General features: G+C 40.4%; 12 protein-coding genes. 4 read left to right on the top strand and 8 right to left on the bottom strand.

Annotated features, from left to right (window positions below; all coding sequences use genetic code 11):
• Position 1: 1 nt before the first annotated feature.
• Both I8748_RS11325 and I8748_RS11320 read right to left on the bottom strand, forming a co-directional pair.
• The gene (locus I8748_RS11325) at positions 2–3,406 is read right to left on the bottom strand and encodes an acetate and sugar kinases/Hsc70/actin family protein (protein WP_198124680.1); all 3,405 of its coding nucleotides are present in this window, start codon (positions 3,404–3,406) and stop codon (positions 2–4) included.
• A gap of 242 nt (positions 3,407–3,648) precedes the next feature.
• Entirely contained in the window at positions 3,649–6,201 is a 2,553-nt protein-coding gene (locus I8748_RS11320; RefSeq protein ID WP_198124679.1) for a P-loop NTPase family protein, read from the bottom strand.
• 1,330 nt (positions 6,202–7,531) lie between these two features.
• Between I8748_RS11320 and I8748_RS11315 the strand changes: the two genes are divergently transcribed.
• The gene (locus I8748_RS11315) at positions 7,532–9,538 is read left to right on the top strand and encodes a sensor histidine kinase (protein WP_318781209.1); all 2,007 of its coding nucleotides are present in this window, start codon (positions 7,532–7,534) and stop codon (positions 9,536–9,538) included.
• A gap of 7 nt (positions 9,539–9,545) precedes the next feature.
• Here the strand turns inward: I8748_RS11315 and I8748_RS11310 are convergent, their stop codons facing one another.
• The 3 genes from I8748_RS11310 to I8748_RS11300 form a co-directional block, all read right to left on the bottom strand.
• On the bottom strand, positions 9,546–10,280 hold the full coding sequence (locus I8748_RS11310; RefSeq protein ID WP_198124678.1) for an HNH endonuclease: 735 nt from the start codon (positions 10,278–10,280) through the stop codon (positions 9,546–9,548).
• Positions 10,252–11,166, bottom strand: coding sequence for a DNA adenine methylase (locus tag I8748_RS11305; protein ID WP_198124677.1), 915 nt, complete (start codon positions 11,164–11,166; stop codon positions 10,252–10,254). The genes I8748_RS11310 and I8748_RS11305 overlap by 29 nt, the downstream gene beginning before the upstream one ends.
• A gap of 138 nt (positions 11,167–11,304) precedes the next feature.
• Complete coding sequence (locus I8748_RS11300; RefSeq protein WP_198124676.1) at positions 11,305–12,426, bottom strand: precorrin-8X methylmutase; 1,122 nt, start codon at positions 12,424–12,426, stop codon at positions 11,305–11,307.
• A gap of 167 nt (positions 12,427–12,593) precedes the next feature.
• On the opposite strand from I8748_RS11300, the gene I8748_RS11295 reads away from it, so the two are divergent.
• Together I8748_RS11295 and I8748_RS11290 are read left to right on the top strand one after the other, a co-directional pair.
• On the top strand, positions 12,594–13,163 hold the full coding sequence (locus I8748_RS11295; RefSeq protein WP_198124675.1) for a Uma2 family endonuclease: 570 nt from the start codon (positions 12,594–12,596) through the stop codon (positions 13,161–13,163).
• 19 nt (positions 13,164–13,182) lie between these two features.
• Positions 13,183–13,746, top strand: coding sequence for a Uma2 family endonuclease (locus I8748_RS11290; protein ID WP_198124674.1), 564 nt, complete (start codon positions 13,183–13,185; stop codon positions 13,744–13,746).
• 223 nt (positions 13,747–13,969) lie between these two features.
• Here I8748_RS11290 and I8748_RS11285 read toward each other — a convergent pair whose 3' ends face one another.
• Genes I8748_RS11285 through I8748_RS11275 form a run of 3 tightly spaced genes read right to left on the bottom strand, consistent with a single transcriptional unit; the run spans position 13,970 to position 15,872 of the window.
• The gene (locus I8748_RS11285; protein ID WP_198124673.1) at positions 13,970–14,593 is read right to left on the bottom strand and encodes a hypothetical protein; all 624 of its coding nucleotides are present in this window, start codon (positions 14,591–14,593) and stop codon (positions 13,970–13,972) included.
• 3 nt (positions 14,594–14,596) lie between these two features.
• Positions 14,597–14,944: an STAS-like domain-containing protein gene (locus tag I8748_RS11280; RefSeq protein ID WP_198124672.1), complete on the bottom strand. Its 348-nt coding sequence runs from the start codon at positions 14,942–14,944 to the stop codon at positions 14,597–14,599.
• 16 nt (positions 14,945–14,960) lie between these two features.
• Positions 14,961–15,872: a hypothetical protein gene (locus I8748_RS11275; protein ID WP_198124671.1), complete on the bottom strand. Its 912-nt coding sequence runs from the start codon at positions 15,870–15,872 to the stop codon at positions 14,961–14,963.
• Positions 15,873–16,049: 177 nt separating this feature from the next.
• On the opposite strand from I8748_RS11275, the gene I8748_RS11270 reads away from it, so the two are divergent.
• Positions 16,050–17,969 (top strand): heavy metal translocating P-type ATPase, encoded by a 1,920-nt coding sequence (locus I8748_RS11270; RefSeq protein WP_198124670.1) that lies wholly within the window; start codon positions 16,050–16,052, stop codon positions 17,967–17,969.
• The last annotated feature ends 272 nt before the right edge of the window (positions 17,970–18,241 follow it).

Genomic DNA, 18,241 nt, shown 5'->3' with positions numbered 1-18,241 from the left:
TTTAATGTACCCCGCAAAACGGATCGCGTTCCTTATCAACTTCGTTGGGTTGCAATTCTAATTCAGCGCGATAAACGCATCCTTCTTGCTTGAGACATTCTAAACTTGTCGATGTCCAGTATGGCACTTCCCCGGCGTGCATACGCAAAATACCTTTGTTGTCAAGGGTGACACGATATTGACAAGGGTAATCTGTTGTTACTTCTGGTTTGCTGAGTGCGCCAATACGTATCCATTTTTTCGTGTTAGTTTCACTATCTGTTTGATAAATATAGAAGGTGTGCTGACCACTTTGGGGAAAGGGGGGTAAAGAATTACTAATTAAACCGCTTCCTGGTTCCGGTGCGCCATCACGTAGATAATGAAATTGTTGCAAAAACTTACTATCATCCTTGTCTACTTCAAATACTAAATGATAGGCATCTGGTTGATCTACAGTTGCAGACTCAATCACATTGATGGCGATATCACCATCATTTAAATCTTTTTGAGGACGTTCTACAGCAATATTCCACTTTAATTTACCATCAGCAAATAGCGTTGATGTTTCTGAAGCTGCTGATAAGGCTGAACCCACATCAATACCAGGAACATCAATCCAATAATGGGGATTTCCTTGACACAACAATACGCTAAACTGGAGTGTTTGATCAATCTCAAATTGGACTTTAATTTTTTTGAGAAACTCTACTTCTTCCATCCCCAATTTTTCCATGAGGTTTTTACCGTCGAAACTTCCCCAAAGTCGCAAATCTCCATCTTCATAGTCTTGACGATAAATAATATTAATCAATTGTATACCTTGCCATTGGGTACGAACTTTGGCTACATTTTCCCAGTAAGCAAGTTGATATAGTTCTTGTCCAGCTTTGAAGATTGTTAGTAAATCGTTGCTTTGGGTTTTGCGTTTGAAGTTACACGGCAGATAGTAAAATAAGTTTTTAACATCAATTTCTAGTTGGTTGGCTCCTTTACGCAACAATCCTTTGGATTCTTCGGGGTCGAATCTTAATCTTCGCAATTTCTCTGCGTAACAAGCACCTGCTGAGGTGGCTAGTTTGGTAAATTCTAATACAAAGGTAATCCTTTCTGGATTCCAGACGAAATAAGGAGAGTTGCTAAATTCCTGATAGATTTGGCGTTGCACTAAGTCGAGATTGCAGGTTTTACCAGAAAGAATTAACCAATCAACTTTATGTGTATTCCACGCATCTATATTGTTATCTTGAGGACGTAAACGACTTTCCATCAATCCTTTAGCAATGCCGATCGCTTCTTTGATTGCTGAAGCCGCAGCACGTTCAAATTGCTGATTATCTAGTGTAACACAGATACTCTCAGGGTTTTTTACTTGGAATTTTATGCCGCTTTGGGTAAGCAGTTCGGAAATTTGTTGTTCAGAAAGATTGAAGATTAACGGATAATTTTCAGCGGGTGGCTTTTGTCCGAGTTTGAGTTTGGCTGCTTCTGCATGATCCCAAAGGGTGTAAAATGTTTGCAAGCGTTGGGGTGCTTGTTGCCAACGAGTTGGTAATACTTTTTCGGCTGTATCTAAGGCATCTTTATAAGCAGCATCACCTTCGGGATTCTCTTTATCTAAACATTTGATTAGACTGCCGCTTTGATATTTTCCTTGTGCTAAGAAGCGTTCGTTTAACTCGGAGTTAATTAAATCTTCTAGCTTTTCGCTTTCAATATCACCTCTCGAAACTGCTGTTAATAAAAAGTCTGCGATCGCAACTTTCAATAATCTGAAAATTCGCAAGGTGATTAACTCACCGCCTAACTGTAAATGTCCAGAAGAACCTAACAGTTTGGGAGTGAGTTTATAGTAACGTCCGCCTAAACCCCGGTCTTCATTTTCGGCAAAGAAAGGAGTTTTATCTTCTAAAGTCAGTTCAATTAAAGCTAAGTCTGTGGTGCCGCCACCGATATCTAAAACCAGAACATTTTGCGACCATTTATTCCCGTCTTGGCGACAACGAGTTTTAAAAGATTCAATGCCAATATTCAAATTACCACCAAATTCTCGCCATAAGAAAAAGATGGCTACAGAAACGGCTTCATCATAAGCAGTTTGGACATCATCGATGCCTAATTCTTCAACTAGTTCCTTAACTTCTTTGCGAACAACTGGTGGCGCGACGGTGGGATAGGTAACAACTGCTGTGAGAAATTCACCTTCAGAAAATCTGCGTTTTGCCCGTTGGCGGTAATCTTCAGTTAATTCAATTAAATGTCCCCAAGCTGCTTGGATTAGTTGGTTAACATTAATTGTTTCTTCCTCACCATCCAAAGTTACCGGAAAAGTTCGATCCTGACCAAAATAACGTTTAGGTGAATGATGAAACCTGCTGATAATTTCCTTTAAAGAAGCACTTGTACCTTGGGCGATCGCTTTTTTTCTGTTGTCCCTGGCTTCCCTACCCATCTTGAGTTGTAGTTCTGACAAACGAGCAATTTCTAACTCACTTGGTACTTCTGTATTGCGGCGGTCAATATCTAAGACAACAGGAATTAAATTTTGTGATTCTAGGGTGGGGACGCGGAACACTTCATGATATATTTGATATAGCTTTTTGCTCACCGCCCGCCGAAATTGATCGCTATTACCCAAACACAATTCAATTTGACGAATTGCTTCTAAAAATCGCTCTTTGTGATCACTGGTAAAAATTTCACTCAAGCGATTGGGTTCGATTTCTAAATTTTTACTAATATCAGCGAGAAACTTTTCCCAATCAGCAGCACTGACATTTGGTAAAGCAACCGAGGCGGGAGAACTTAGCCATTGCGCCAAGCGATCGCGTAATCTTAATTCTTGTTCTTTTGGTAAAATTTCCGCTATTGGTACTTCAATGGGATCGAAAAGTGTCACTGTAGAATTGGACGTACCAAAATCAAGGGCGAACCATCCCGGAAATCTTTTTTGTTGTTTTTCGTTTGGTTGTTTCTCAATCGAGTTGTTTAATTGAAAAGGATTCATTGTAGTATCCGTTGAGATTGTTTGCTGGTCATAAATTGGTGCTGACCAAAGATGACATGAAGATGAAATTTGTTTGCGCTTAGATAATAGTGGATTTCCTCTAGAGTCAGAATCAAAATACTCGACAATTACCTTTAAAGTACAGTTTATTGGTTGAGTTAAAGGTTGCTTTAGTTTACAAGGATATTGTTCTAATTGTCCGATTTGAGAAATTTTTGGTGTAACTGAGTGGAATTGTTTATATGTTTGTTGAATTTGTGCTGCTACTTCGCTTGGTATTCCTTTCACACTACAAATGATACGCGAAATGTGAGGAATATTACTACCAGAAGCCACAAGTTGAATTTTGGGAAGTTCCAAATATTCTTTTTTGTAAACACGCACTTGAAATCGAGGAGAAAGTCGAATCTCTACAGGCATTTCATCTTTTCCTTGGTTGGGGGTATTGGGGATTAAGGATTGGGTACTGGGGATTGGGTATTAGACTTCTTACATAAATCTTTTTTGTCTCACGCAAAGGCGCAAAGACGCAAAGAAAAGAACGCTAAGAACGACTTTTGCAAGAGGTCTGTTGAGTATCGGGGATTGAGAAAACCTCACTTAGTCCCTATTCCCCAGTCCCTATTCCCTATTCCCAATTCCCCCTTCCCTATCCAGCAACTTTATCGAGAAAAATCTGAGTGAGAAATGGTGGTGATTTGTGAGAGAATCTGTAACCAGGTGGGAATAGCGATCGCAGTTGGCGAGTCTTTACCCGCCAGATATCTCAGCAACTCTTCTTTTTTGGAGATATTTTGTAAAGTGGGAACAATTTGATCTAAAATTCCCTCAAGTTCAGCATTGACTCGCTGATTGACTTCGCTGACATACTGCACAAGATGTAAGCTGGCGCTGGCTGTGATTTCATCCCGCAACCGCAAAACGAAAAGCTGGTGATTTGTGGATCTACTTAACCCTTGACTTCTTTCTGGTGCCCAGTCAAAGATTTGCCCAATGTTGTGTTTTTCATCTTGACGCGCCAAGGGAAACATGACTTCGGGTGAAATTGCTTTGTCTGTGCTGCTAATTTCCGAAATGATTGCTTCTTTCCATTGGTTAGGATCGCAACCCAGCAGCAACTTATAAAATAAGTCGGCTTCTTCCCCACTAAATGCAGCTTCAATTTCTTGTTCCATTTCTGGGTTGAGAATTGTCTTGAGGTGGTCGCGTTCTTGGGCTATTTGGTTGGATAATTTACTCAACAAGTCTACCACTGCTTGCCGGATGCGATCGCGGGCAAATTCTTCTAGTTCTGCCACAGTCTTGGCAAACGCTGGGTAAAAATCATCGCTTTTAGTGGGAATAGCAGTATTTACTCTATTACCACGATCAAATAGTTTACCAGCTGCACCCTTCGATTCGGTAAGAGCGATCGCGCCATTATGAGCTTTGTTAAATAGTAAAGTCCACTGAGTCCAATTGATAATTTTATAGGTGAGTTCATCTTTCACCACATCGCTGACGACTTCTCCCCGTCGGTCTTTGAGTGGTTCTTTGCCTAAATCTTTTTGGAAGTTTCTGTAGGTTTTATCTAAATTTTCAATAGCAGTCCGCAACTCAATTAAAGCTGGACTATCTCCGGTGGGTATGCCTTGCTCGTGAATTTCGGCAATAATATCTTCTAGGATATTTTGTTGTTGACGCAAATGGTCGGCAGCTCTGCGAGTATCTTCATGTAGTTGCTTCAGTCCGTGAGTAGCAACATGATTTTGAATTAATTCTCGTAGCTTGGCGATACCCCCATCTTGAGCAAAGTAACCTAATTGTCTACCTAAATGGCTACGTGCATTTGATTCTAACAGCCGTTCGCTTAACCTTCCCCACTTTTGTTGCAACCGCTTCGACCTTTCTAGGTAATCAGGATAATCCAAATTTGCTAAAAATTCTGGTGAACCAGCTTTGACAGTAGTTGAACGTTTGGCTAATTCCGCCAGTCCCAATAGTGGGGATAGTAAAACGATGCGGTCTTTGTGGGTGGTAAATGCATTTGCACCATCGATGGTGGTTTGCAGCACTTTCAATTTTTGGAAAACAGTATCCTCATGCAAAGGAATGTTAGCTGCGGTATCGTCGATGAGTTGGTCGAGTTCTCTTTCACCGCCTTCACTATCTAAGGGTAACTGGTCGAAGCGCCCCACACCAACTAAGATTAAATCTTTCAAATCTTGTCCCGGTCGCTGCTGCTGCATCATCGTGAAGATTTTATTGGCGCGATCGCTTCCCGGAGATTTGCCATTCAACAATACTAAAATTGTCTGGACTTCTGCCAATTCCCGTAATGATAAAAATGTATCCCTAGCGCCAGAATTAGCAGCACCCAATCCTGGAAAATCAAGGAGAACAAATTCCGAAGCATCCGTGACATCCCAAATTTCCCGTGAGATTTTCACTTCAATATCTATGCGGCGAATTAGGGGGAAACTGTTCTGTAACAGCTTTGCAGCCAGCCTTTGAGGAGAACTCGGTAATCGAATATTACCGGAAGGTAAATCTGCAAAGCTGAGGGTTTGAATCGCCATTGGCTGTTCAGCTAACTGTAACCCTTCACGAGCTGTAGTAGCATCAATCTGATATCTTCCACCACAAAGCGCTTCACCATAGGCGTGATAAGCACGCACAAATAAGACCAACTCCCGCAGCAAATAACGTAGTTCTAAATTGTTACTGCTGTTCCATAATTCTTCGCACCAGCCAATAACATCTTTACCGATGTCAAGATTTGATACAGACCTTGGTGTGAGTCCTGCTGCTATAGCACGTTGGCTTGCTTCGCTCAACATGAAGCCAAGGCACTCATCCACTCCATCGTGAGAAAGATACTCAACAGTAAAGTTACCTAACGCAGTCGTGCTAAATCCATCTTGCGGTATGAGATGAATTGCTGTAATATTACCTGTAGTCGGATTTTCACTTACTGGCAAAGCATCGGCAAATCCAATCAAGCTGCCTAAAAGTAAAGTTTTGCCACTACTAAATTCTCCCATCACACCGATTTTGACAGCCGAAGTCGCAAGTTCTACAGTTTTCTGGGCAGTTTCCCGCAGGCGTACCAGGCAGTCATCAAGGCTTGCCGGCACCCAATCTGCTTGTTGAGAGGGATAAGCAGGCACTGAGTCTATTTTCTGGAGAATAAATTCGCCGTACTCTTTAAAGCATTCCAGTTTTCCTGGTTCCATAGAGAATTTTTCCGCCCAAGATAAATTTCTGTGAGTTTTATAACACAAAAAATGCGATTAGCAGTCCTTGGTACAACGAGTTGATCAGCTGTTCTACATAATTGTGATCGCAGATGACTGATGAACGCCAGGAAAGCTCAAGTCGGGAAACCCGCCCATGCAACTGGCTCCTGATGACTGTCATCTATGAGAAATTTAAATGTAGAGACGGCTTTGTTGCAATCAATTTTCTTGTGGTGCGGGCTGGACAGCCCATTGGTGTCAACTTAAGTCAAAAAGCTTATTCCACAGTCGTTTTACCCCACCCCTTATACCGTTTCACTTTAAAGTTGATACATTTAGGCAAGCAGAGGGGCAGGGGAGCAAAGGAGCAGAGGAGAAATTATTTGTATCATTAATTTAGTGAAATAGTATTAATCCCCTCCCCGTAAACGGGGCTACCGTGTACACACAAGTATAGCCAGCAAAGGTTTCAACTCTTTTAGCCCCTATAAATGCCCAAATTTTGGGCAACTGGAAACTTCATTTATCCCCTTAATTTTAGGAATAGGGCAATGAAACCAAGTTTTGGGTAGGATTTCAAGACTTGTGTGTACACCGTAGGTAAACGGGGAGGCAGGGTGGTTTCATACCATCAGAGAAAAATTAAAACCAGGTATCAAAGCCTCTCCCCCACGGGGGGAGAGGTTTGGAGAGGGGTCAAAATCTATGGTTCAAAACGAGAAATAGAGGCTTTCATATTTTTCTTTTTTCGTATGAAACCACCCTGCCCTAAGAATTTATTCCTAGGGGATTTTACTTGGTTGTCTTCAACATAAATTTATGAATTTTTATGTCTTCTTTATGAAATTTTAAACATAAACAAATAGAAATCCCAAACAAATTAACTTTAACTTCACTGAAATAGTATTAAACTCAATTTTGATTACAATCAAGCCATAATAACTACTTGGAAAAATCCTCTTAAACTATTACTGTCTTACAGTCTTTTTCCCTGCCTGATACAGAATTTATAAATTTAGTAAAAATTTAGCCATGTGTTTTCTATTGGCTTAATTATGAGAAATTTAACTCAAAATTAGATCAAGTTTTTAGTGCTTCTGAAATTCAGATTCAAATGATTCCACAACAAATTTATAACTTTGGTTGTATAGACAATTCATGAATTATCTCTACGTCAATCAGAGTCATAATTACTAAAGCCTCTATTGAGGATGAAGTATCAGCATAAATTAAAACTTAATAATTTATTTACGATAAAGACTGTATATTAAAACGTTATATAACAAAAATCATCAAAAATAAATTTCAGCAAAGCAGGTAGATAAAAGTGTTTACTGAAAAGCTGCAAGATGCCATCGCAGAAACTCTAGTGTTTGAGGAAGAAATACAGCAAAATGCCACAATCCTTCAATACCAAGCCTATAAAGCAAATTCTGAATCAGAAATCCGAGTCGAGACATGCACAACAGAATTAACAAATACACTCAAGCGGCTGCAAACCGAAATTGCAGAACACCAACAAACTAAACAACAGTTACACCAAAAAACTTTAGAATTTGAAGCAGTGTTACAAATGCTGCCTCATTTATATTTTCGTATCGATACTGATGGAAAAATACTAGATTATAAACCAGGCAAAATTCAAAGTATACATCAATTAGAAGGAGTTGTTGCAGGTAAGAAAATTCTAGAATTTCTACCGCCAAATATCCGAATTAAATTTCAACAATCAATCAATAAAGTAGTTGAAACCAAAACTTTAGTTAGTTTTCAATATACCTTACTGCTATCAGAAGGAAATAGAAATTTTGAAGCTAGATTATTTCCATTACAAGAGCGGCAAATTATAGTTATTGTCAGGGAAATCAGCCATTCAGAAGCTAAATTTAGAGCGATCGCTCAACGAGAAGCCCTGCTGAATCGTCTGTCTAGTCAAATTAGAGCTTCCTTGGATCTCAATTGTATTTTAGAAACCGCAGTCCAAGAAATCCGCAACTTATTCGAGATAGATCGCTGCGTCTTCTTTTGGTATCGCCAAAACACAGATTCGCCCCAGTGGGAAAGTGTATACGAAGCAAAAAGTTCCATCTTGCCTTGTCTGCTGACAGATCAAGTCGTTTCTGATGAAATTGAACTCATCGCCGCCAAAACCTTGAACAAAGAAATCATCCGCATTGATGATGTTGAGACTGTGAGTGATTCCATGACACAGCAGTTTTTGAGCGATTTTGGCTTTACTGCTTTTATCTCACTACCAGTACATACTCAATCTGGTGAAATTGGTGCATTTAGCTGCGGTTATTGTAATGGCTTTCGACCTTGGCTAGACGATGAAGTAGAATTGCTACAAGCAGTTACAGATCAAATAGCGATCGCCATCGATCAAGCCAAACTGTATACCCAAAGTCGCCTCACAGCCCAAACAGCCCAAGACAAAGCAAACCAGCTAGAAGCAACTTTACTGCAACTTCAACAAACCCAGGCTCAACTAATCCAAACAGAAAAAATGTCTTCTTTGGGACAGTTGGTAGCAGGAATTGCCCACGAAATCAATAATCCCGTTAATTTCATCTACGGTAATATCAACCACGCCAGTCAATATGTTAGGGATTTGCTTTCCTTACTAGAACTTTATCAACAACACTACTGCCCACCAGTACCTGAGATTCACCAGCACATCTATGCGATTGATTTAGATTTTCTTCGCCAAGATTTGCCCAAAATCCTAGATTCTATGAATATAGGGGCTAAACGTATCCAGCAGATAGTTCTATCTCTACGCACCTTTTCTCGCGTGGATGAAGATGGAATGAAGCCAATGGATATCCACGAAGGTATTGATAGCAGCTTGCTGTTATTGCAAAATCGCCTGAAAGCGAAACCAGGACAGCCAGAAATCCAAGTAATCCAAGAATATGGCAACTTACCACGGGTAGTCTGTCACGCTGGACAGATTAATCAGGTGTTTATGAATTTATTGACAAATGCGATCGATGCTTTGGAGGAGGGAGTGGGGAATGCTTCTTTCCCAACTCCCCACTCCCAACTCCCAACTCCCTACATTCGCATTCGTACTGAACTCACAGCCGACCAGCAGGTAATTATCCGCATTGCTGACAATGGCCCAGGAATGACCGAAAAAGTACGTCAACATTTATTTGACCCCTTTTTCACTACGAAACCTGTAGGTAAAGGTACTGGTATGGGATTGTCAATTAGCTACCAAATTGTTGTCAACAAACATGGCGGGCAATTACAGTGTTTTTCAGCACCAGGAGAAGGGGCAGAATTTGTAATTACGATTCCACTACAGCAGCAATCTTCAGAACAATAATGCAGTTTTAGCCGTCGCCGTTTTGTCTAATTTCTCGTTCAATAATTTCTTTAATCAACTCAGGAATATCTTTGTCTAACCTATCAGCTTGTTGTTTCAATCTTTCATAAATCTCAATCTCATCTCCTTGCCATAAAAGGTCTATTCTTCTGACTTGGCGCATTGCAATATGATTGTAGTTCTCTGGGTATGCCCAGTAACAAGACAAGCATATAGACTTATTCTTGATAGTTTTCCAATTTTCGCAATGCTCACACGACCAAGATTTCGCCCGGTTGGCAGAACCACAAAGCAGCATGAAGTTTTCTGGCTCCAATTCTGGTTCACCGTCAACTTCAAAAGGTATCCGGTGATCTATCTGTAATTCACGTTTATCAACTTCCTCTAAGTAGATAAAACACTTACAACCATATCTGTTGATAAGTTCGTCTTTTATTTGCTTCGATAAACCTGTCCTACCAGACAATCTAGAAAATCTCGCCTTGCTGATGTCACCAAATCTATAGGCTGCTATTCTTCTCCCGTCACTACCTGTTACGCGAAAGGTTTCGAGAGGAATGCCATGTTCTCTAACATCTCTAGCTGCTCTGGGAGGATGATTATAGCCATATCTCTGCTTCAAATCCTCTGTTGTCACAAAGCCATATTGCAGGATATGGTCTATGACAGCTTTTGGTCTTTTGGCTGTCACTGCTCGGCACAGTTCTATAAAATCATTGGGTAGCTGTGGAGAACTGTCCATGCCGTTTCAAAAAAGTAAGCTGGTTATGTGCTTTACTAATATAGCTTGTTAAATTGGATGACAAATAAAGAGACTCTACAGTTATTTCTTCTCTACCAAGAAGTGTTGCTTGAGACGATCGCCCGACTTCAATTTCAATTTTCTTAAGCCCTAATTCTTCAGGTAATTCGTTACCAAAAATTTTGTTGCCTCGTTTGCCATCGTAGCTAATTGCAAATGCTATCCCTTTTCGCCTCAACTGTTTAAGAGCTAAAACGAAATCATCAAAATTTATCCCGGCATAATACCTCAAATCTCTATCACCACAAACGCCTTGATAAGGGGGATCTAGATAGACAAAATCGCTAATATCAACTTCAGTTAAGACTTTTCGATAATCTAAGCATGTAAATTGACATTTACCCTTTAAAAGTTGGGAAACTCCTTCTATATTTTTCCTCATTTTTTCAGGTTGAGTTCCCTTTCGTCTTTTATCAGGACTTTGATTAAATAATCCTTGAGAGTTATACCGAACAGCCCCTTTTACACATCGAGCCAACAAATAGAGGAAAAGTTTTGGATCGTTAGTTTTATTAAACCTATCTCTGATTTGAAAGTAGTGTTCTACAGAATTATTATGCTGCTGGTTCCATATATTTGCATAGGCATCCGCTATTTCATCTGGTTTCTCTACAATCAACTTTAGTAGTTCAACCAGTGGCTTATTCAAGTCATTCAGCCAAAAGTTTTGAGCAATTCCTCTAGAAGAAGCTGCAATACTGATGGCAGCAGTTCCCGAAAATGGCTCTACTAGCCTTTCCACATTGTTGGGTAGAAATCTCAGAATATCCGCAGCGAGATTTCTCTTGCTGCCTTGATATTGGATAGGATGTGGTAGACTAGCCATCTCAACTAGAGAACAAATGATCTAGCTTAGTCTATCATGAGAATTAAGACGGCTAATATTATTTTGAATTTTGGATTTTGGATTGAAAATTGCCTTCTGTGTCTGAGTTTGAATCAATCTATCTGTCGCAATCATTTTTCAAATTGGAACTATATTGTCTTTCAAATAACAATGGCAATGTGGCTTTTCAATCAATGACTCAACTAAGGCATTGAGGGAAGTAGCAGCTAATAAACCACCTCCTAATGTGCCTTCAATTGTGATAAACGGTGTTTTTTGTTGCATGAGTTGTCGCTTAGCTGCGGGTGCATGGCTAAAGCCAATGGGCATTCCAATCACTAATGCAGGCTGAATTTTTTGTTTATTTATGGCTGTACAAGCTGACAGCAATACTGAGGGTGCATAGCCAACTACTAACACACATCCTTTGGTAATTTGCTGCAATTTTTCCTGCCATTTCTGAGTGTGCCAAAATTCCTGTTCTGCTTCTATGGCTGTGGTGACGTGGGGATTGTCAATTAAAGTTGTGACTTGACAGCCTAAGTGAGCTAACCGAGTTTGATCCAATGCAGCGGCAACTGTGGGAATATCTACAAAAATATCACACTCTGACTTGAGAGCTTCTCGACTGGCTGCGATCGCATCTTGACTCAATCTGACAAAGGACACTAGGCTAACATCACCACAAGCCAAAACCAATTGTGAAATCAGGTGTTGTTCAATTTCGGAACGTTGAGATAAATCAGGTAACAAGTGTTGTAACGATTCAACAAAAGCTTCTGAATGTGTGTGAACTTGTGCATCCAAGCCACTCCAAAGTTTTTCTAATCCTCCCAATCCCGCTTGGGTTTCAACTTCTAGTAACTTGAGTTGTGCCAGCACTTCAGCCTGCATAATTTGACAATGGCGATCGCGTCCTAATAATCCTTCGAGTGCTGATGCTGTTTGGCGTAGTTGGGAAATTTGCTGCATGACAGCGCGATATTGCTGCTGAAGTTGTGCTGTTAAGGTTGCAGTGTCTGCTTCTGGTTCCACCTCTAAAATTTGGCGGATGTGGTTGAGTTGGAACCCTTGCTGTTTCAGTGCTACAATCCGTTGCAACCTGATGACATCTTTTTGAGTGTAAAGGCGGTAGTTGCTTTGCGATCGCACTGGTTGCGGTAACAGCCCCAATTGATGATAGTGTCGTACCATGCGTGGAGTAATACCACCACCAACTGCATCGGTAAGTTCTTTGATGGTTAAACAACTAGCATTCATAATTGATTATTTTAAACTTTTGATATATTGCTTACATTCATAATCTATAAGTAATTTTTCTTCTAATATTCTCAATAGGCGATCGCGTCGCCGCCCTCTATGACTGTAAGACAATAGAGAAAAGAACAATCTCGCCTACAGTATTAAGAAATATTGAGGGAAAATCTATGCAGTCCCCTATAACCCTCTTCACCGTTGAAGAATACCTCCAACTAGAACAAACCAGCGAAATTCGCCACGAATATCTTGGTGGTCAAGTTTTCGCCATGTCCGGCGGTAGCAAAGAACACAATCTCATAGCCGGAAACATTTACTCACAATTGCGTTCTCATTTGCGTGGTGGTTCCTGTAGCGTCTTCATGGCTGACATGAAAGTGAGAATACAACTTGCCAATCAAAATAAAAACATATTTTACTATCCCGATGTCATCGTCAGCTGCGACCCCGACGACCAAGACCGCTTTAGCTTGAATTATCCTTGCTTAATTATAGAAGTGCTATCACCAAGCACAGAACTAACAGACAGACGAGAAAAACTTGTTAACTACCGAAATTTAGCAAGCTTACAAGAATATGTATTAGTTTCTCAAGAGGAAATCACAGTAGAAGTTTATCGCAAAGATGCTCAAGGAAATTGGTCAGTGACAACTTTAGGAAAAGATCATGAATTGCGCTTAGATTCTATTGGTTTAACATTGACAATGGCAGAAATTTATGAAGATGTAATCAAAGTATAAAACTCATAGGAGAAAAGCTATGCAATCCGCAGTTAATTTCCTTACCGTTGAAGAATACCTACAACTAGAACAAACTAGCGAAATTCGCCACGAATATGTAGACGGTGAAGTCTTCGCAATGGCTGGCGCTAGTGAAGAACACAATCTCATTGCAGGGAATATTTATGCTTTACTACGTCCTCATCTACGTGGGACTCCTTGTCGTGCTTTCGTTTCAGACATGAAAGTTCAACTCAAGGTGCAAAAGGCTGATATCTTCTATTATCCCGATATTTTAGTTACCTGTGACCCAAATGATAGAGAAAGGTACTTTAAAACTCGTCCAACTTTAATTGTGGAAGTGCTATCAAATTCCACTAAAACTATAGACAAGCGAGAAAAACGACTCAATTATCAAAATATTGAAAGCTTGCGAGAATATGTATTGGTTTCCCAAGAGGAAATCAAAGTAGAAGTTTATCGCAAAGATGATCAAGGAAATTGGTCACTCACAATTTTAGGTAAAGATGACGACTTACGTTTAGATTCTATTGGCTTGAAGCTGACAATGGCAGATATTTACGAAGATGTAATCAATATTTAAGGTGGAATAAATTATGCAACCAGCTTTAGCATCAAAACCCAAGTTTTAACAGGAAACAAAATAGAAATTGAAATCCCCAAAGCTGAGATTGGCGATAGTGTTGATGTATTTGTGATTTTACCAGAAAAAGCTGAACCAAAACTTCGTTCTGTTGACCGGACGCGCTGCCTCGCCTTTGAGCGAGACAAAAAAATATTTATGCAAGAAGTCTATTGTATTTCCTCTATCTGCTAGCTACTAATTTTTGCTGTAAGTTAGCTGCTTGAATGACATAGTTGTTGCTTGTAAATACCTCAATACCTGGGACAACAGCATAGTCCATATCATTTGTAATGATTTGAATTTTCCCTGCTTCTGCTCTGCTAATAGCTTCAAGGAGTAGTAAATCATATCCATCAACAGCTTGAGTTTGAAATCGATTCAATGCTGCATCGGTTGTTGCATCATCTACTGTCAAATTAATAGGAGCAGCAAGTGCTTTTACCTGACGCCAAGCTGACTGAACTTCAGCAACAACATTCATCCGTTCATTTGGATAATTATGACGGTATTCTTTAAGTGGCAGATGACCATGAGACTGTATGTAAATGTCATACTCTGTTTTCTCAATGATATGAGCAAGCTCCGCCAATATCAGCCCAGAGTAGGTTAGTAGAGCTCCATTTACAAGAGCTTGGTTGATATATTTAAGATAACTGCTGAATTTGGAGGCTTTACCAACAAACCCAGCATTTGTGTAAGTCTGCCAAAACCAGACGTTGGTATCTACAAGAAAAATATCATCCTGCTGTGGAGTATCAGTTTTAATATCGATGATATCAGCTTGAATGTTGAGATTAACCGCCATACCCTAAAGAGTTGCAGCCTGCTCTGCCATCACTGTATCAACCGCATTACGAAATCGCTCATCAGAGTAGTAGTGCTTGGCATTGGTAATTACACGCTCAAGAACATTCCACCCATCAGAACTGATACCGATGAATTCAACCTGTTGATTTAGCTTATCTGCTGGGATATCCTTCAGGAGTTGACCAATGGCAAAGTTGAAAAACAGTGATGCAAAGACTTTAACTCCAGTAAAGTCTAATTCTACAGAGTTGCCAGCAAGCAGTACTGGATGAATCTGGTCATATACGTTCTGCCCACTTTCAGCGGTGATAGCGTATTCCCCCACAATATTAAAAATTTTGTATACCATTCCTCTATCTCCCTCTTTAAAATAAAGGCTTCCTAGGCTGATCAACTTCAGAAGCCAGGCAGTAGTAAGATTCATCGCACTTCAGTGCAATATTAATCAGGGTTCCTCGAAAATTAGTACACTTGTTCTCATATATAATATTATCGCCTATATTTACATACCCGTCATTACTGAAAATTGTAAGGTTTCCATGATTTTTTATAATGAATTCTTGCAATAAATTTAAGCCTGCACCACGGGAGATACTGCCAAGCTTAGTACTATTGCCAGGCTTGAATGCCCACTCTAGAGCTTCATTAGCAGTTTTGCCCAAATTTTGAGGTAAAGAGCGAACACTTGTTGGGATGCCCATACCAAAGTCGATGACTGTCAGATGCAGAACTCCCATATTGGGGTAGTGCTGACCACAGCTAAACACCCCTACTGTAGATTGACTATGCTCAAATGCATTGCAATATATCTCTAATACTCGCCCTGTAATTGCGTCTTGTAATCTCGGACTGATGTTAACCCAACCTTTGCCCAACCAATTGTATTTTAAGTAGTCTGTAATAGCATTTAGATCCTGCTGAAGATCATTGCGATAAGGTATGGAGTTGCCGTTCCAGGGTTTCCTGTCACAACCAAAATCACACAGGAAGCCATTTTGAGCCAAGTTCATACTAACTTTCTCTGGAAGTGTATTCCAATCAAAAGTGAGAGAGCCACCACGAGCTTCGATAAGACGGAATAGCCCCCCTAAGAAAGCAACGCCATAGTGTCCCAAAAATTCGCAGTAGTGAAAATCTACCTTGATATTTAAACAATCTTGGGGTAACTGCTCTATCTCGTCTCTGAGTTTGAACAACTTATTAAAATGGTAGGGATTGTCATCAATCTTGGTGACATAAAGAATGAAATTTGGTTGGTTTTTAGTCTCTAACAGCAAGATAACTCCGACTATTACAGATATCTCTTAAATTTTATATTTTGAACTTTAACACTGGTATCAATAAATAAGATTGTCTTGCGATCGCCCTTATCCTTCACATTTTGAATTCTAAACCTTGACATTAACATTAATGTCAAGGTTTAGCTTAAGAGAGTCCTTATTAATTCAACTCTCATGCTCTACCCACAGCGTTTTAACCAATTCACCAAAGAACATGCAGATACCTTAGCAGCCCTACTCTGTGGCTTGCTGTTATTCTTGGGATGGTTCGCTTTGCATTTTGGCGCTTTGGGATGGGCATTATTGCTGTTACCTGCTGCTTATGTGATTGGTGGCTACGAAAGTGCGCGTGAAGGACTGACTACTTTAATTAAAGAAAAGGAACTAGATGTAGATTTGCTGATGATTGTGGCAGCTGTTGGTGCTGCTAGCTTGGGTTTATGGCGCAGGGAATATCACTTAATTATTGATGGGGCAATTTTAATACTCATCTTTGCGATTAGTGGGGCGTTGGAAGGCTACGCTATGCGGCGAACTGAACGGAGTATCCGCAGTTTGATGAGTCTAACACCAGATACGGCAACGGTTTTACATCAAGGAAAAGAAGAGGTAGTTCCTATTTCCCAACTAAAGGTAGGAGATGAGATAGTTGTGAAACCAGGAGAATTAATTCCTACTGATGGCATAATTGTGTCTGGTTACAGTACTTTGAATGAAGCTGCAATTACAGGTGAATCTTTACCTGTTGAGAAGACAGTAGGCGCTGAAGTATTTGCTGGTACACTCAATGGTTATGGTGCGCTGAAACTTCAAGTACACAAACCAGCAGAAAGTAGTTTGATTCAGCGTGTGATTCGCTTGGTAGAACAAGCACAAACAGAAGAACCGCCTTCTCAACAGTTTATTGAGCGATTTGAACGCGGATATGCACGGGTAATTGTCATAGCTGGCGTATTACTGGCAACTTTGCCGCCATTTATTTGGGGTTGGGACTGGGAAACTACAATTTATCGCGCCCTTACCTTTTTGGTGGTAGCTTCTCCATGTGCCTTGATGGCAGCAATTATGCCCACACTGCTGTCAGGAATTGCCAATGGTGCAAGACAAGGGATTTTGTTTAAAAATGGGGCGCAATTGGAGAAAATTGGTAAAGTCCGGGCGATCGCTTTTGATAAAACTGGTACCCTGACAACAGGACAAGTACAAGTTTCTCAGGTAATTTCTAGTAGTGAATACTCGCAAGGAGATGTATTAAAAGCTGCGGCTGCTTTAGAATCTTGTTCCGAACATCCCATTGGTAAGGCCATTGTACAGGCAGCTAATGATTTAAATTGGGTGCGGGGAGTTGAGGTGCAAGCCATACCCGGACAGGGAATTATTGGTATTTTAAATAATCAAAACCTAGTTGTAGGGAAAGCAACTTTTATCCAGCAATATGTTGCCCAGTTACCAGAGGCATTGTACAGCTTGGCGAAAGCCTGGGAACATGAGGGGAAAACTGTTGTTTGGGTAGCGCGAGAAAGCGGGGAAGATTATGAGGTGATGGGGGCGATCGCTATTGCAGATATGGTACGCACCGAAGCAGTAGCAACTATTACCCGTTTGCGAAAGTTGGGAGTTGAAGAAATTGTGATGATTACGGGTGATAATCAGCGCACTGCTGCTTGTGTTGCTCAAGCAGTGGGAATTAATTGCGTGTATGCAGAACTTTTACCTGAAGATAAGTTAGATGTCATCCGTAGTTTGCAGAAGCAGTATAAAATAGTAGCAATGGTGGGCGATGGCATCAATGATGCACCCGCTTTGGCTCAAGCTTCCGTAGGTATTGCCATGGGTGGGGCGGGTAGTGATGTAGCATTGGAAACCGCAGATATTGTATTGATGGCAGACAGATTAGAGAAAATTGCCACCGCGATTAAATTGGGCAGGCGATCGCAAAGTATAGTTAAACAGAATATCGCTATAGCTTTAGGGTTTATTATCTTGCTGTTGATTGGTAACTTTTTAGGCAATATCAACTTACCTATCGGTGTAATTGGTCATGAAGGTTCTACAGTATTAGTTACTCTCAGTGGACTCAGATTACTCAAATAAAAAACTCTACCCCTGTGTGGATAGAGTTTTTGTCAGTGGTCAGTGGTTAGTGGTTAGTGGTTATATCAAGTTCGCTTAATTACTTATAAAAAGCGAAGAACCCCACCCCGCCTTTGACGCAAGTCAAAGTTTACCCTCCTTGTTCACGGGGAGGGGTTAGGGGTGGGATGCAATGACAGTGGGAATTATAACTATTTATCCGAACTTGATATTAGTGGTCAGTGGCAAAGATATCTAAAAACCACCCACAAGGGGATAGAGTATTAGACCAG

Origin of the sequence: Amazonocrinis nigriterrae CENA67, assembly GCF_016056305.1 — a bacterium.
Lineage (GTDB): Bacteria > Cyanobacteriota > Cyanobacteriia > Cyanobacteriales > Nostocaceae > Amazonocrinis > Amazonocrinis nigriterrae.
Note: the sequence above shows the minus strand (reverse complement) of the source record. Positions and strands in the feature narration are given on the sequence as shown.

Excerpts from the sequence above, each read along its gene's own strand:
- I8748_RS11310 (WP_198124678.1), bottom strand. The coding sequence starts at position 10,280 with ATGGACAGTTCTCCACAGCTACCCAATGATTTTATAGAACTGTGCCGA.
- I8748_RS11325 (WP_198124680.1), bottom strand. The coding sequence starts at position 3,406 with ATGCCTGTAGAGATTCGACTTTCTCCTCGATTTCAAGTGCGTGTTTAC.
- I8748_RS11280 (WP_198124672.1), bottom strand. The coding sequence starts at position 14,944 with ATGGTATACAAAATTTTTAATATTGTGGGGGAATACGCTATCACCGCT.
- I8748_RS11305 (WP_198124677.1), bottom strand. The coding sequence starts at position 11,166 with ATGGCTAGTCTACCACATCCTATCCAATATCAAGGCAGCAAGAGAAAT.
- I8748_RS11270 (WP_198124670.1), top strand. The coding sequence starts at position 16,050 with ATGCTCTACCCACAGCGTTTTAACCAATTCACCAAAGAACATGCAGAT.
- I8748_RS11295 (WP_198124675.1), top strand. The coding sequence starts at position 12,594 with ATGCAGTCCCCTATAACCCTCTTCACCGTTGAAGAATACCTCCAACTA.
- I8748_RS11285 (WP_198124673.1), bottom strand. The coding sequence starts at position 14,593 with ATGGCGGTTAATCTCAACATTCAAGCTGATATCATCGATATTAAAACT.
- I8748_RS11290 (WP_198124674.1), top strand. The coding sequence starts at position 13,183 with ATGCAATCCGCAGTTAATTTCCTTACCGTTGAAGAATACCTACAACTA.
- I8748_RS11320 (WP_198124679.1), bottom strand. The coding sequence starts at position 6,201 with ATGGAACCAGGAAAACTGGAATGCTTTAAAGAGTACGGCGAATTTATT.
- I8748_RS11300 (WP_198124676.1), bottom strand. The coding sequence starts at position 12,426 with ATGAATGCTAGTTGTTTAACCATCAAAGAACTTACCGATGCAGTTGGT.